The organism is Arthrobacter sp. AD-310, assembly GCF_054656615.1.
In genome coordinates this window covers 142,305-156,960 of sequence record NZ_BAAHNO010000008.1, presented here as the reverse complement: position 1 = coordinate 156,960, position 14,656 = coordinate 142,305, and the positions used below count along the sequence as shown (strand labels likewise).

10 protein-coding genes are annotated in these 14,656 nt (G+C 66.6%); 5 read left to right on the top strand and 5 right to left on the bottom strand.

The genetic code is table 11. The annotated features are described in order from the left end of the window. The first annotated feature begins 282 nt into the window (after nt 1-282). The gene (locus ACYQ1Z_RS05565) at nt 283-1,431 is read left to right on the top strand and encodes an ROK family transcriptional regulator (protein WP_459791502.1); all 1,149 of its coding nucleotides are present in this window, start codon (nt 283-285) and stop codon (nt 1,429-1,431) included. A gap of 115 nt (nt 1,432-1,546) precedes the next feature. Continuing rightward, nucleotides 1,547-1,876, top strand: coding sequence for a DUF6457 domain-containing protein (locus tag ACYQ1Z_RS05560; RefSeq protein WP_459791501.1), 330 nt, complete (start codon nt 1,547-1,549; stop codon nt 1,874-1,876). Between the two features lie 83 nt (nt 1,877-1,959). Here ACYQ1Z_RS05560 and ACYQ1Z_RS05555 read toward each other — a convergent pair whose 3' ends face one another. Further along, complete coding sequence (locus tag ACYQ1Z_RS05555) at nt 1,960-4,287, bottom strand: FdhF/YdeP family oxidoreductase (RefSeq protein ID WP_459791500.1); 2,328 nt, start codon at nt 4,285-4,287, stop codon at nt 1,960-1,962. Between the two features lie 191 nt (nt 4,288-4,478). Between ACYQ1Z_RS05555 and ACYQ1Z_RS05550 the strand changes: the two genes are divergently transcribed. Next, nucleotides 4,479-6,158 carry a RecQ family ATP-dependent DNA helicase gene (locus ACYQ1Z_RS05550; RefSeq protein WP_459791499.1) on the top strand — a complete coding sequence of 560 codons (1,680 nt, stop codon included), beginning with the start codon at nt 4,479-4,481 and terminating at the stop codon, nt 6,156-6,158. 51 nt (nt 6,159-6,209) lie between these two features. Further along, nucleotides 6,210-7,412: a TerC family protein gene (locus ACYQ1Z_RS05545; RefSeq protein ID WP_459791498.1), complete on the top strand. Its 1,203-nt coding sequence runs from the start codon at nt 6,210-6,212 to the stop codon at nt 7,410-7,412. Nucleotides 7,413-7,573: 161 nt separating this feature from the next. Here the strand turns inward: ACYQ1Z_RS05545 and ACYQ1Z_RS05540 are convergent, their stop codons facing one another. Continuing rightward, complete coding sequence (locus tag ACYQ1Z_RS05540; RefSeq protein WP_459791497.1) at nt 7,574-7,837, bottom strand: hypothetical protein; 264 nt, start codon at nt 7,835-7,837, stop codon at nt 7,574-7,576. 335 nt (nt 7,838-8,172) lie between these two features. On the opposite strand from ACYQ1Z_RS05540, the gene ACYQ1Z_RS05535 reads away from it, so the two are divergent. Next, nucleotides 8,173-11,820 (top strand): TM0106 family RecB-like putative nuclease, encoded by a 3,648-nt coding sequence (locus ACYQ1Z_RS05535; protein ID WP_459791496.1) that lies wholly within the window; start codon nt 8,173-8,175, stop codon nt 11,818-11,820. 129 nt (nt 11,821-11,949) lie between these two features. Here ACYQ1Z_RS05535 and ACYQ1Z_RS05530 read toward each other — a convergent pair whose 3' ends face one another. The 3 genes from ACYQ1Z_RS05530 to ACYQ1Z_RS05520 all read right to left on the bottom strand — a co-directional run bounded on the left by ACYQ1Z_RS05530 (nt 11,950) and on the right by ACYQ1Z_RS05520 (nt 14,625). Next, entirely contained in the window at nt 11,950-12,261 is a 312-nt protein-coding gene (locus ACYQ1Z_RS05530) for an acylphosphatase (protein WP_459791495.1), read from the bottom strand. A 105-nt stretch (nt 12,262-12,366) separates the two neighbouring features. Beyond that, a complete protein-coding gene (locus ACYQ1Z_RS05525; protein WP_459791494.1) occupies nt 12,367-13,287 on the bottom strand; it encodes a pullulanase X25 domain-containing protein in 921 nt (306 codons plus the stop codon). 261 nt (nt 13,288-13,548) lie between these two features. Beyond that, complete coding sequence (locus tag ACYQ1Z_RS05520) at nt 13,549-14,625, bottom strand: adenosine deaminase (protein WP_459791493.1); 1,077 nt, start codon at nt 14,623-14,625, stop codon at nt 13,549-13,551. Nucleotides 14,626-14,656: the final 31 nt, after the last annotated feature.

Sequence of the window (14,656 nt, the reverse complement as noted above, 5' to 3'; positions counted from 1 at the left end):
CTCCTGTCTACGGCGGCGCCGGTGCCGGTGCCGCGGATTCGCGCGCTCAGCCTCCGGTCCCTGCCAGGACCTCTTCGGCCAGGCAAGCGGGTCGGGGCTGGATGCGTTCAGGCAGTGAGCGCAGTCACAGCCGGAACTTGTGCCTAAAGGCTATCCAAATGATGTCTAGCTGTCTAGCATTAGCTGCAGAATCAACTGGCACTAGCCGTGGCAACTTTGTGCCCATCAGGTCGCGGAACACCTAGGATTGCAAGAGTGCCTTTTTGAACGTAGGAGCCGCATATGCACGTGGGACCCGGGGATGTCCTCCACCTGATCAGGACCGGCCAGGCCCGGACGCGCGGTGACATCCAGGAGGAAACGGGCCTGTCCCGCATGACGGTAGCGCAGCGTGTGGATACGCTGCTCCGCGCTGAACTGATTCTCGAAGCGGGCAGCGCAAGGCCTTCAGGCGGCCGCCGGCCGACGGACCTGGTGTTCAACCTCAAGCACTCCTGCACCATCTCAGCGGCGGTGGAGACCAGGTCCAGCCGGGTGGCCCTCACGGACCTCGGCGGAGCCATCCTGGCTGACGAGCACCTGGACATCGCCGTCGAGGATGGCCCGGAGAAGGTGCTGCGGCTCATCACCGAGGCCGGGCAGCGGCTGCTGAAGAAGACGAAGACCCCGGTATCAAGGGTGTCCGGCGTGGGGATCTCGATCCCGGGCCCCGTGGACCCCGAAACGCTGCGGCCCTCGCAGCCGCCCATCATGCCCGGCTGGGACGCCTACCCCATTGTGGAGTTCATCCAGGAGACCTTCCCGGTTCCCGTCCTGGTCGAGAACGACGCCGACGCCATGGCCGTGGGCGAATACAGCGCGGGCTTCACCGGCACTCCGTCGCTGTGCCTGGTGAAGGTTTCCACCGGCATCGGCACGGGGCTCGTTATAGACGGGCGGATTTACCAGGGAGTGGACGGCGGCGCCGGCGACATCGGCCACGTCCGCCACCCGGCCTTTGCGGACCTGCAATGCCAGTGCGGCTCGTTCGGCTGCCTGGCGGCCGGGGCCAGTGGCGGCGCCGTCGCGCGCCAGCTGACGAGCCTGGGCCATCCCAGCACCTCCGGCCGTGACGTCCGCCAACTCCTGCTCGCGGGCAACCTGGACAGCATGCGGCTGACACATGAGGCAGGACGGCGGATCGGGGAGGTCATGGCCACCGTGGTGTGCCTGCTCAATCCGGCGGTCCTGCTGATTGCCGGCGACCTGGCCTCTGCATCACTGATTGGCGGCATCCGGGAAACCCTCTACCCGATGTCCCTCCCCCGGGCAACGCGCCACCTGGACGTCCGGCTGGCCACCCTGGGCGAGGACGCTGCGATCCGCGGCATGTCATCGCTGCTCGTCGGCCAGGTCTTCTCCCCCGCCGCGGTGAACACCCGCCTCGCCTGAAACTTACCCCTTGTACTGACCGGGCATATATGCATCCGGTGACTTCCGCGCGGAAGCCTTGTAGTGTCGGCACCGGACCCCGGATACGAGCACATAGACAAGCAAGGAGCGGACCATGGCAGTCAACGCGGACGAAGCACAGGTGCTGGACCAGTGGAGCAACCGGCTGGCCCAGGCCCTGCAGATACTGGACATCGACGTGGACCACGAACTCCTCCTGGACCTGGCCCGCAAATCTGCCGACAACGTGATCCACGCAGCCGCGCCGGTCACCACGTTCCTGGTGGGCTACGCCGCCGGTCTGGACGCGGGGACCGGGAGCGCCGGAAACCGGGAGGCCGCTGCGGCTGCCGTGGAGAAGGCCGCCCGCGTGGCCTTCCAGCTTTGCGAGGACGGGCCCGAAGGCGGTCCCGCAAGCAAGGGCTGGGCGGACACGGCGCAGTAGCCCGCACAACCGGCGCTTAAGGCCATAACCGGCCCCGGCCCGCACCGGTTATGCGGGCCGGGGCCGGTTATGCCCAAACTAGCTCAACCCTGGGCGGTAGCCTCCTCCTCGAGGACCCGGGCCGGCTCCAGGCGCACAATCACCGCCTTCGACACCGGCGTCTGGCTGCCTTCCGCCACGCTTTCCAGCGGCACCAGCACGTTCGCCTCGGGGTAGTAGGCGGCCGCGCAACCGCGGGCCGACGGGTAGGACACCAACCGGTAGTTCCGCAGGACCCGGTCCACGCCATCGCTGTAGATGCCGTGGATGTCCACGTGCTGCCCGTCCTCAAGCCCCAGTTCCGCCAGGTCCGCAGGGTTCACGAACACCACCTCGCGGCCCTTCTTGATGCCCCGGTACCGGTCGTTGTGGCCGTAGATGGTGGTGTTGAACTGGTCGTGCGAGCGCATCGTCTGCAGGATCAGTGTTCCCGCCGGGCGTTCCACGTGTTCCAGTTCATTGACGGTCAGCATCGCCTTGCCGATGGGGGTATGGAACGTCCGGGAATCGCGGGGGCCGTTGGGCAGCACGAACCCGCCTTCCTGCCGGACCTTACGGTTGTAATCCTCGCAGCCCACCACCACATGCGAGATGTGGTCGCGGATGAGGTCATAGTCCTTCTCGAAACCTGCCCAGTCTGCCGAGGTCCGGTCCCCCACCGTCGCGGCGGCCATCCGGCAGACAATGGCCACCTCGGACAACAGCCCAGGTGCCACTGGTTCCACCGTCCCGTGCGAGGCGTGAACGGCGCAGACGGTGTCCTCCACGGAGACGAACTGCGGCCCGGATTCCTGCCGGTCGATCTCCGTCCGGCCCAGGGTAGGCAGGATCAGGGCCTCCGTTCCGGTGACGCCGTGCGAGTGGTTGAGCTTGGTGGAAATCTGGACCGAGAGCTCGGTCTTCTCCATCGCTTCCTCGGCCGCGCGGGTGTCCGAAATGGCGCCCACAAAGTTGCCGCCGAGCGCGATGAAAGCCTTGATGCCGCCGTCGCGCATGGCCCGGACGGTCTGGACAGCGTCCAGGCCGTGGTCGCGCGGCGGGTCAAACGCGAACTCCTGGCCCAGCGCGTCAAGGAACGCCGGCGGCATCTGCTCCCAGATGCCCATGGTCCGGTCCCCCTGCACGTTGCTGTGTCCGCGGATGGGTGAGGCGCCGGCACCGGGCTTCCCGATGTTGCCGCGCAGCAGGAGCAGGTTGATTATTTCCTTGATGGTGGCCACACCCTTTTTCTGCTGGGTGATGCCCATGGCCCAGGTGATGATCACCTTGTCCGCGGCCAGGTACCGGGCAGCGAGCTCGTCGATCTCCTCGCTCCGCAGCCCCATGGCTTCCAGCACCGCGGCCTCGTCCAACTGCGCCAGGTGCGCCCGCAGTTCCTCAAGGCCGTCGCAGTGCTCCTCAAGGAACTTGTGGTCCAGCACGGTACCGGGGTTCGCCGCCTCGGCCTCGAGTACCCGCTTGGACACTGCCTGCAGCAGCGCCATGTCCCCGCCGATGCGGATCTGCAGGAACTGGTCCGCGAGGTCCGTGCCGCGGCCGATGATGCCCTTGACGCGCTGCGGATTCTTGTACCGCATGAGGCCGGCCTCCGGCAGCGGGTTGACGGCCACGATCTGGCAGCCGGCCTCCTTGGCCTCTTCCAGCGCCGTGAGCATCCGCGGGTGGTTGGTGCCCGGGTTCTGGCCCATGATGATGATCAGGTCGGCCTTCCCGTAGTCGTCGTAGGAGACCGTCGCCTTGCCCACGCCAATGGTCTGCCCCATGCCCCAGCCGGACGATTCATGGCACATGTTGGAACAGTCCGGCAGGTTGTTGGTGCCGTAGGCGCGGATGAACAGCTGGTAGAGGAAGGCGGCCTCGTTGGAGGTCCTGCCGCTGGTGTAGAACGCCGCCTGGTTGGGGTCCGGCAACGACTTCAGCTTGTCCGCAATGATGCTGAAGGCCTGGTCCCAGCTGACTGGCCGGTAGTGGTCCTCCCCCGCTTTCTTGTACACGGGTTCGGTCAGGCGGCCCTGCATGCCGAGCCAGTACTCCGAGCGTTCCCGCAGTTCGCTGACGGGGTGCTGGGCCCAGAACTCCCTGCTGACCACCACCGGCGTGGCTTCCCAGGTGACGGCCTTGGCCCCGTTCTCGCAGAACTCAAACGTCTTGCGGTGGCCAGGATCCGGCCACGCGCAGCTCATGCAGTCGAAGCCGTCCTTCTGGTTCAGGGCCAGCAGGGTCTTCCGGGACCGCTCCACACCCATGTGCTTGAGCGCCGGCTGCATCGAATGGTAGACGCCCGGCACGCCGGCAGCCCATGTCTTGGGGTGGCCGGTCACCTCCAGTTCGGACTCGTCGGCTTCTTCGACCTTCGGGTTCTTGCGCGTCACAGACACTCTCCTCGGCTGGTTCCTGGTCCCCATTGCCACGGCCTCCGCCGGCGGACCAGCTTCCTCCACAGTTGTTTGTCACGTCCGGGAAGTCAAGGGATGGACGACGGCGGCACGCGCCTGGCGTAGGCTGGTTCCCCACGGCTGAAGCAAGCGGCTGTGCGAATTCCTGCGTGCGGAGCTGCCCTTTCATGTCCGACGACCGTTCCCTTGCCGCCCTGGCGGCGTCCTCCTTTTCGCTGCCCGATCTCCGCGACGGCCAGCTCGCCGGCATGCGGGCCCTGGCCTCAGGGCGCGACGTCCTGGCCGTAATGCCTACCGGCTACGGGAAATCCGCCATCTACCAGGTCGCGGCGCTGCACCTGCACCAGCGAACGGGACGCCCCGCCGTCGTGGTGTCACCGCTCATCGCGCTGCAGGAGGACCAGCTGGAAGGGCTGGCCGGGGACCTGGGTGGCCAGTCCGCCGTCGCCATTAACTCCTCCCACAGCGATGCCGAGGTGGCCGCGGCTTGGGAGGCTGTGGAACGGGGGAAGGCCGCTTTTGTGTTCCTTGCCCCGGAGCAGCTGGCCAAGCAGGAGACCGTGGACCGGCTCGCGGCCCTGGACATCTCGCTGTTCGTGGTGGACGAGGCGCACTGTGTCTCCTCCTGGGGCCACGACTTCCGGCCCGACTACCTGGGCCTTGGGGCCGTCCGCGAACGCCTGGGCAACCCGCCGGTAGCGGCCCTCACCGCCACCGCCTCCCCGCCGGTCCGCGACGAGATCGTGGAACGGCTGGAGATGAAGGATCCGCTGGTGCTGGTCCACGGCTTCGACCGGCCCAACATCTTCCTGGACGTGGTCCGCCACCACGAGGACAAGGGCAAGCGCAAAGCCGTGCTGCAGCAGGTGGCCGGCCTGGCACGCGACGGGCACGGGCTCCTGTACGCGGCCACCCGGAAGGACACGGAGAAGTACGCGGCCAAACTCGCCGCCGAAGGACTGCGGACCGAGGCCTACCACGCGGGCCGGGCCGCCGCCGACCGGGAGCGGATCCATGAGCAGTTCCTGGACGACGCACTGGACGTCGTGGTGGCCACCACCGCGTTCGGCATGGGCATCGACAAGCCCAACGTCCGGTTTGTGGTGCACGCCGACATCCCGGAGTCCCTGGACGCCTACTATCAGGAAATCGGGCGTGCCGGACGCGACGGTGAACCGGCCACAGCGGTGCTGCACTACCGGTCCGAGGACCTGGGCCTGCGCAAGTTCTTCACCACCAGTACCCCCGATCCGGAGCGGCTCCTGGCGGTCCTGAAGGTTCTCAAGGCCGCGGGCGGGCCGGTGCCGAAGCCGTCGCTGGCGGAGCTGACCGATTTCCCCGCGCGGCGGGTGACCGGTTTGCTGAACCAGCTGGAGGAGGCGGGCGCCGTCACCAGCGGCAAGCGCGGCTTCCGGCTCACCTCGAAAGCCAAGCTGCCCGCGTTGGTGGACCGCGCCGTCGAACTCGCCGAAGCCCGGCAGCGGGTGGAACAGTCGCGCCTGACCATGATGCGCGCCTATGCGGAGACGGACGGCTGCCGGCGGCAGTTCCTGCTGGGCTACTTCGGCGAGGACCTGCCCGAACCATGCGGGAACTGTGATGCGTGCGCCGCGGCGGACTCACGGCAGGAACCGGCGGGAAAGAAGCACGACGACGGCGGGCAGGCTCCTGCCGGTCCCGCCGACGAGCCGTTCCCGCTGCAGTCCGCGGTGGTCCACAAAGATTGGGGTCCGGGTCTGGTGATGAGGCACGAGGACGACGTCATCACCGTCCTGTTCGAGCAGGAGGGGTACAAGACGTTGTCCCGCGCCGCCGTCGTGGAGAACGAACTGCTGCGCCCCGCATAGGTAAGCATGCTTAGGTAGGCTGGAGGGACAACCCGACGAAAGGCCCGCCGCGTGGAAGTACCGTCAATAGTCTGGACCCTCACCGTCATTGGGATCGTCGGCCTTCTGGCCTTCGACTACTTCTTCCACGTCCGCAAAGCCCACACCCCGTCGCTCAAGGAAGCCGCCACCTGGTCCGCGGTCTATGTGGGCATCGCCCTGCTGTTCGGGCTGGGTGTGCTGTGGTTCGGCGGCCCCACCATGGGGACGGAATACTTTGCCGGCTATGTCACTGAGAAGGCGTTGTCCGTGGACAACCTCTTTGTCTTCCTCATCATCATGGCCAGCTTCCGGGTGCCGCGCGCCGACCAGCAGAAAGTGCTGCTCTTCGGCATCGTCTTTTCGCTGTTCGCCAGGACGGCGTTCATCTTCCTGGGCGCGGCGCTGATCAACAGCTTCGCCTGGGTGTTCTACATCTTCGGCCTGATCCTGCTCATCACCGCCGGCAACCTGCTGCGGCCCAACAGCCACGACGACGAGTCCGAGGGCCTGGTGGTGCGGCTCGCGAAGAAGTTCCTGCCGGCGTCCGAGCACTACGACGGCGACAAGCTGTTCACCGTGGAGAACGGCAAGCGCGTCCTCACCCCGATGCTCCTGGTAATGGTGGCGATCGGCGGCACGGACATCCTGTTCGCGCTGGATTCCATCCCCGCGATCTTCGGCCTGACGCAGAACGTGTACATCGTGTTCACGGCCACCGCGTTCTCGCTGATGGGCCTGCGGCAGCTGTATTTCCTGATCGACGGCCTGCTGGACCGCCTGATCTTCCTGTCCTACGGCCTGGCCGTGATCCTGGGTTTCATCGGCGTGAAGCTGATCCTCCACGCCCTGCACGAGAACACCCTGCCGTTCATCAACGACGGCGAACACGTCAACGTGGTGGAAGTCAGCACAGGGGTATCTTTGAGCGTGATCCTGGGCGTCCTGGTGGTCACGGTCATGGCGTCCATCTTCAGCCCCAAGGGCAAAGCCAAGAACGCTGTTTCGGGTGCCCGGCGGCACGCGACCGAGTACGTGGACCTCAACTACGAAACGGACATGGCCGAGCGGGACAAGATCTTCGCCCGAATGGTCCGCGAGGAGGAGCAGATCCGCAAGCTTCCGGAGAAGTACAAGAAGCTCATCCGCAACGAGACCGAGTTCCTGGACCTTATCCGGCAAGCCCACGCCGAGCATGACAAGGCCCAGGTCCGGGCTGCCGCGACGGAGTCCTGACCCCTATCCCAACTGGGTCGCAGTACTTGTCGTTTTGGGGGCTCAAAACGACAAGTACTGCGACCTACATTGCCAAGCAGCCCACAACAAAGGAGGCGGGAGAAGGCGGGAGGTCCCGCCGTCGTCCACCCGCCCTGTCTTGGGGCTACTGGGACCTCGGGCTACTCGGGAAAGCATGCCTCCAGGGTGCCGTTGTGCAGTTTCGCACCGAACTTGACGAACTGCCCGAAATTGCGCGCATCATCTTCACGGGCAAGGCCTTTGAAGTAGTTCACGTCCAGCATCCCTGCCGACGCCTGGGTGGACACGATGATGCCGACGCAGCTCGAGGCGTCGCTGGCTGCCTGGGCGGGAGCGGCTCCCACCGCGAGGAGGGACAGGCCGGTGAGGCTGATGATGGCGGTACGGCGAAGGTGGACAGTCATGGCTGGAACCTCTTCTGGAGCAAACCGAAATTCTGTCAGCTGCCGCACGCTCCTGCGGCAGCTGTAAGGGCCATTCGTTGCCCAGCCCGCAGACCCAGACCCGGCACCCGCGGATGGAGGGGCGCCGACACTGCGGGTATCTGCCGTCCCGGCCGCCCGCACGAACAGGGTACTGCTGCGGCCTGCCGGCGTCCACGCCCGATTTTCTCCTCCGGAGGCGCAGGGGCGGCGTGGCCGCGGAACCCGATTGTCGGTGCCCCTTGCTACGTTTGAAGCAGGTGAAATCCAGGGCTGGAGGAACCGTCCCCCAGCCCGGCCGTTGATGGGGAGGCCCCGTGTTCCTGCTTGAAGCTGCCAGCGCCGGCGCCGCTCCGGACCTGGTCTTTTCTGCCAGCGACCTGGTGGCCGCCAGCGAGTGCGAATACCGCACGCTCCGGGTCCTGGACGAGAAGCTCGGGCGCAGCCCCAAGGCGGAGTTCCCCGCGGACGAGATGAAGGTCCGGGCGGGCCAGCTCGGCGACAAGCATGAGCAGACGGTCCTGGCCAGCCTCGTCCGAAAGTACGGCGAGTGGGATGCCAGCAGGGGCACCGGCGTCTACTCCCTGGAGCGGGGGCAGAACCTGCGCGGGGAACTGCAGGCAAAGCACGCGGAAACGGAGATGGCACTCCGGTCCGGTGCGGACGCCGTCTTCCAGGCCACCTTCTTCGACGGCGAATTCCTCGGCTACGCCGACTTCCTGGTGAACGAGGCCGCGGGCACCGGCAAGCCCGGCCGCTACGAGGTGTGGGACACCAAGCTCGCCCGGCACGCCAAGGTGGGAGCCCTGCTGCAGCTGGCCGCGTATGGCGACCAGTTGCTCGGCATGGGCCTGGAACCTTCCCCCGTTGTCACCCTCGTGCTGGGCACCAGGGTAGGTGAGGACTGGCTGCGCAGCAGCCATTCGCTTCCCGACCTCCTTCCGGTTTTCCGCGAGCGACGGCGGCGCTTCCGCCAGCTCACAGCCGAGCACCGTGACGCCGGAACCGTGGCGGCGTGGCAGCAGCCGGGAATCGTGCACTGCGGCCGGTGCGACTACTGCGCAGAGCAGGTGCAGGCGCACCGGGATTTGCTGATGGTTGCCGGGATGTCAGTGGTGCAGCGCAAGAAGCTTCGTGCCGCAGGCATCACCACCATCGATCAGCTCGCTGCCATGCCTGAGACTGATGCGCACAACTCCGTGGTCCGGCTGCGGTCCCAGGCGCGGATGCAGCTGGGACTTGACCCTGCGGCGGGGTCCCGGACCTTCACCAGGGACGGCCAGCCGCACACCGTCTCCTACCGCGTGCTGCCGGAGAACTCCATCGGTTCCCTGCCCGCCCCCAGCCCCGGGGACATCTTCTTTGATTTTGAAGGCGACCCGCTGTGGCAGGACCCTGCCACCGGAGCGTGGGGCATTGAGTACCTTTTCGGGGTGGTCGAGGCGCCTGTTGCGGGCGCCCAGGGCGATCCTGTGTTCCGGCCGTTCTGGGCACATTCCCGTTCGGAGGAGCGCAAGGCCTTCCTGGACTTCCTCGACTACGTGGAGAAGCGCCGCGAGCAGTACCCGGACATGCACGTTTACCACTATGCGGCGTATGAGAAGACGGCGCTCCGGAACCTTTCCCTGGCCCACCAGGCCGGCGAGGACACAGTGGACGACTGGCTGCGGCAGGGCCTCCTCGTGGACCTGTATGCCACGGTCCGGCATTCCCTGCGGATCTCCGAGGCGTCGTACTCCATCAAGAAGCTTGAACCGCTATACATGGGCAACAACCTGCGCTCCGGCGATGTGAAGGACGCCGGCGCATCCGTGGTTGCCTACGCCGCCTACTGTGCTGCCCGCGACGACGGCCGGCAGGACGAGGCGGACACAATCCTCGCCTCCATCTCGGACTACAACCGGTACGACTGCCTCTCCACGCTGCGGCTCCGCGACTGGCTGCTGGAGGTAGCGGCGCAGGCCCCCGCCGCGGCCGGTGTCGAGGCGCCGGCGGAAACGGCAGCTGCAGCCGACGCGCCTGGACATGTGGCCGCGGAGCCTCCTGCTGCCGGGCAGCGGCCCGGGGCCCCCGATGAGACCCCTGAAGAGTCCAGGCTTCGCGATTATCTGGCAGGTCTTCCGGACAACCGCCCCTGGACCAACGATGAACGCGCCATCGCCATGGTCGCCGCCGCTACGGGCTACCACCGCCGCGAGCGCAAACAGTTCTGGTGGCAGCATTTCGACCGGGTTGAAGCGCCGCTGGAAAGCTGGGCCGACCAGCGCAACGTGTTTGTCGTCGAGTCCGCTGAAGTGTCCTCCGACTGGGCGCTGGCCAAACCCCGGGAACGGATGCGTACCCGGGTCCTGCGCCTGCGCGGCACCATGACCGAAGGCTCGGACTTCAAGGTGGATTCCAGCTGGTGCCGGCTGTACGACGCTCCCCCGCCAGAGGGCATGGCCGCGCCCAATGCTGCGCCGGGTGCGCGCGCCTACGCATTCGGTACCAAAATCAGCGAGCTCATCCCGGCTCCGGACAATCCGGAGCACACCATCATCACCATCGCCGAACGCGAATCCGGCAAGGTGGCAGCCTACCCACACCTGCCTGTCGCCCTGACCGAGGACCAGCCCTTGGCCACACTGGGCATCGAGGCGGCTATCGCGGAGATCGCCCGCGCTGTCGGCTCGTCCATTCCGTCGCTGCCGGCACAGCCGGGCCTGGATATCCTGCGGAAGCTGCCCCCGCGCTTCCGGACGCTGACCGCTCCGGCAGCGGTCCCGCTCCAGGACGATGGCTCCGCCGATTACGCCGCAGGCATCACAGGCTCCCTTCGGGACCTCGACAATTCCTACCTCGCCGTCCAGGGTCCGCCGGGCACGGGCAAGACGTACGTTGGCGCGCATGTGATCGGCCAGCTGGTGAGTGAGGGCTGGAAAGTAGGCGTCGTGGCCCAGTCGCACAACGTGGTGGAAAACCTGCTGTGCCGGTCCATCGCCGCGGGCGGTGTGGACCCGGAACGGGTCGCCAAGAAGCTCGCCGCGCCGCATGACGTGCCATGGAAAGCAACAGCCGACGGCGACGTCGCCCGTTTGCTTGAATCATCCGGCGGGTGCCTGGTCGGCGGAACAGGGTGGACGATGACCGGCAAGGAAGTTCCGGCCGCCGCCTTGGACCTGCTGGTGATTGATGAAGCGGGACAGTTCTCCCTGGCCAACACGCTCGCCGTCTCCCGTGCCGCAAGGCGGCTGCTCCTGCTCGGCGACCCGCAGCAGCTTCCGCAAGTGACGCAGGGGGCGCACCCTGAGCCGGTCGACGAGTCCGCCCTGGGCTGGCTGGCCGCCGGTCACGCCACGCTGCCTTCCAGCCTGGGCTACTTCCTGGCGGACAGTTGGCGCATGCATCCGGAGCTGTGTGCTGCAGTGTCCCGGCTCAGCTACGAAGGCAAGCTCCGCTCGGCGCCGGCAGCGTCACTGCGCGAACTTGAGAGCCTTCCGCCCGGCGTCGAAACCGTCTTTGTTGACCATAGCGGCAACGCAACCAGCTCCAAAGAGGAAGCCGCCGAAGTTGTCCGGCAGGCGCAGCGGCATCTGGGTTTGAAATGGATTGCCGGACCGGGATGCGATGCCCAACCCCTCGGGCAGGGGGACGTCCTCGTGGTTGCTGCCTATAACGCGCAGGTGCACCTGGTCCGGAAGGCGCTGGAAGAGGCCGGCCTTGCGGATGTCCGGGTGGGAACGGTGGACAAGTTCCAGGGCCAGGAGGCTCCGGTGGTGGTCGTCTCGATGGCCTGCTCCGCCGGTGCCGAGGCGCCGCGCGGGGCTGAATTCCTGTTGAACCGGAACCGGATCAACGTTGCCGTGTCGCGCGGGCAGTGGCGCGCGGTCATTGTCCGCTCACCAGAACTGACCAGCTACATGCCGCATCGACCGGCGGCGCTGGAGGAACTGGGCGCGTTCATCGGCCTCAGCCCTCGGGAGTAGCCACCCCGGACCCGCCGGCCCGGCCGAAGGCCCTGGCAGTGGGAAGCGGCCGAAGGCCCTGGCAGTGGGAAGCGGCCAAAGGCCCTGGCAGTGGGAACCGGCCGAAAGGCCCTGGCAGTGGGAACCGGGTCAGCGCGCGCGGAAGCTGCGGAAACTTCCCTCGGCCGGGGAGAACTCGTGCTCCACCCGGTCCACCCGGCCCGGCGTGCGGTCCGAGTTCAGCCAGTCCAAAAGCTCATGGACCCGTGACTCGGGCCCTTCGGCAACCACGGCGACCGAACCGTCGTCGACGTTCCGGACTTCCCCGGCCAGCCCAAGTTCCTCGGCCTTGCCCATGGTCCAGAACCGGAAGCCCACACCCTGGACCACGCCGAACACGCGCGCGTTCAGCCGGACTTGGTCGGACGAGCCAGCCGGTGACGGTCCTGTGTGGCGTCCCAACGGATAGCCTCCTCGGAAACACCTCCCTCCCCAACTGGGTGGCAGTTGTTGTCGTTTTGACGGTCCAGAACGACAACAACTGCGAGCCAGTTGGGAGGGGATGCCCTAGTTGATGGTGATGTCGCGGGTGGCGTGGTTGTACCGGATGGTGACGGTGCCGCCGGCGTGGTGCAGCTCGTGGTTGGGCCCGTCAAACGTGCCGAACGCACCGTAGTTCTCGTCCCAGGAACGGTTCAGGGCGATTTTGAAGGTGTAGTAGCCGGCCGGCAGTTCGGCGCTCTTCTTCCACAGCTGGTCCAGGAAGTCGAACTCCATCTGCGCTTCGTCGTACTGCGGTGCCCAGTTCTCCGGTGCGCCCAGGATGGTGTTGAAGTCACCGGCGACGGCAACGGCCTCGGGCTGCGGGTGGGTCTCGACGTCCGGACCCTCAAACGGCTCGGCGGCGGAAGCCTCGGCTGCGGCAGTCGCCTTGGCCGGGGTCTTGGTCTTGCGGACGGCCTTGACCACCGGCTCGACGGCTTCCTCCAGCACCTTGGCGGCCTTGCCCACGGCGGCGGCGGCCTTCTTTGCGGGGGCCTTCTTCGCGGCCGGCTTCTTGGCCGGAGCCGTAGCAGCAGCCGGTTCAGCCGGGGCGGTGACCTTGCGGACGAAACCTTCGGGAGCCGTGGGAACCGGAATGTCGGCAGGCACGGGAGCGCCGGCGTCGAGCGCGCTGGCAAAGGACACGGCATCCGGGTAGGCCACCGTGGCACGCATGCCGTCGTCGGTGATGGTCCAGCCGGAGCGGCCCTTGACGAGCCAGCCCGCCTTGACCAGCTTGGCGGTCGCCGTGGTGAGGGTCTTGTGCCCGCGGGGAATGCCACCGCTGAGCAGTTCTGCCTCGTGTTCGTTGAACGGCACCCGTGCTGTTGCCTCTGCGAGGACCTGGCCCGCGTTCAGCGCATCGCCTGACCACACGCCTTCGGTCAGGACATCCAGCACGGTCTTGAGTCGAAGGTAAGTGTTTTCTGCGGTGGACTTGGCCATGTTTCCCCTTTTATGAGAGCGATCCGTCATAGGCATCTTGCCAAGTGCCCGTTAAATCGCGCGACTTTAATTGGTTAACTCTGCGTGTCGTGACCGACTATGAAGCGGATCACTTACTAATTGAAACGAAAGTCTCAGGTACACGGGCTGGCTGCATAACCCTCTGAGCGCCGGCAGCGGTGCCGCCCGGCACTTCCCCGACACGCTTGCGGCACCCAGTTTAGCGGCAGAACCGGACCTCGTTGGGCCGCCCAACCCCGCCTATTCGGCGGGTTCGCCTCCGTTCAGTTCCTCCAGCAGTTCGGCTTTCCGTTCGTCCGACGCGAAGGAGGAATGGATGGAGTTCGCTGCCAGTCGGGCCTTGTCGAAATCGGACAGCTCGAAGACCGCCGACAGTTGCGCGAAGTTGTCATCCACGTAGCCGCCGAAGTACGCCGGGTCATCGGAGTTGACGGAGACGTTCAGCCCGGCCGCGAGCATGGCGGGCAGGGGGTGGTCGGCCAGGGTGTCCACTGCGCGGAGCCGCACGTTGGACAGCGGGCAGACCGTCAGCGGGGTTCGCGCGTTCACCAGCCGCTCCACCAGATCGGGATCGTCCATGCAGCGGATGCCGTGGTCGATCCGTTCCACACCGAGGACATCGAGCGCTTCGGTGATGTACGACGCCGGGCCCTCCTCGCCTGCGTGGGCCGTCAGTCGGAGTCCGGCTTCACGCGCCTTAGCGTAAAGCCGCTCGAACTTGGCGGGGGGGTTGCCGACCTCGGCTGAGTCCAGGCCGATGGCGCCGATGGGTGCGTCCATGGCCAGGAGCCCGTCCAGGACTTCCAGGGCGGAGTCTTCGGGCATGTCTCGCAGGAACGCCGCGATCAGCATGGTGGAGATGCCGAAGTCCTCCTTTGAGGTGGCCAGCACCGACGCAACGCCGTTGACGCAGGTCTCCAGCGAAATGCCGCGGGAGAGGTGTGCCTGCGGGTCCATCATGATTTCGGCGTGCCGGACACCGGCGGCAGCAGCGCGTTCGAGGTAGGCGTGCGTCATCGCCGCGAAATCCTCTTCCGTCTGGAGCACGGCCATGTTGGCGTAGTACAGGTCCAAGAAGGACTGCAGGTCGGTGAACTCATAGCGTTCGCGGAGTTCGTCCAGCCCCGAGTAGGGCAGGGCAATGCCGTTCCGTTCGGCCAGTGCGAAGATCAGCTCGGGCTGCAGGGTTCCCTCGATGTGCAGGTGCAATTCAGCTACCGGGAGGAGCCGGGCAGGGCCGGGAACAGCGGTTTCAGCTGCTTCAGTTTCGGGCACGGCGTGATCAGGCACGGCGTTGCCGCCCGCAAAGTTTTCCATCCGGTCAGGATAATCCTCCACACGGATTCCC

Bases quoted from the DNA above. Each gene is read 5' to 3' on its own strand.
- ACYQ1Z_RS05520 (WP_459791493.1), bottom strand. From the start codon at position 14,625: ATGGAAAACTTTGCGGGCGGCAACGCCGTGCCTGATCACGCCGTGCCC.
- ACYQ1Z_RS05565 (WP_459791502.1), top strand. From the start codon at position 283: ATGCACGTGGGACCCGGGGATGTCCTCCACCTGATCAGGACCGGCCAG.
- ACYQ1Z_RS05540 (WP_459791497.1), bottom strand. From the start codon at position 7,837: ATGACTGTCCACCTTCGCCGTACCGCCATCATCAGCCTCACCGGCCTG.
- ACYQ1Z_RS05550 (WP_459791499.1), top strand. From the start codon at position 4,479: ATGTCCGACGACCGTTCCCTTGCCGCCCTGGCGGCGTCCTCCTTTTCG.
- ACYQ1Z_RS05560 (WP_459791501.1), top strand. From the start codon at position 1,547: ATGGCAGTCAACGCGGACGAAGCACAGGTGCTGGACCAGTGGAGCAAC.
- ACYQ1Z_RS05525 (WP_459791494.1), bottom strand. From the start codon at position 13,287: ATGGCCAAGTCCACCGCAGAAAACACTTACCTTCGACTCAAGACCGTG.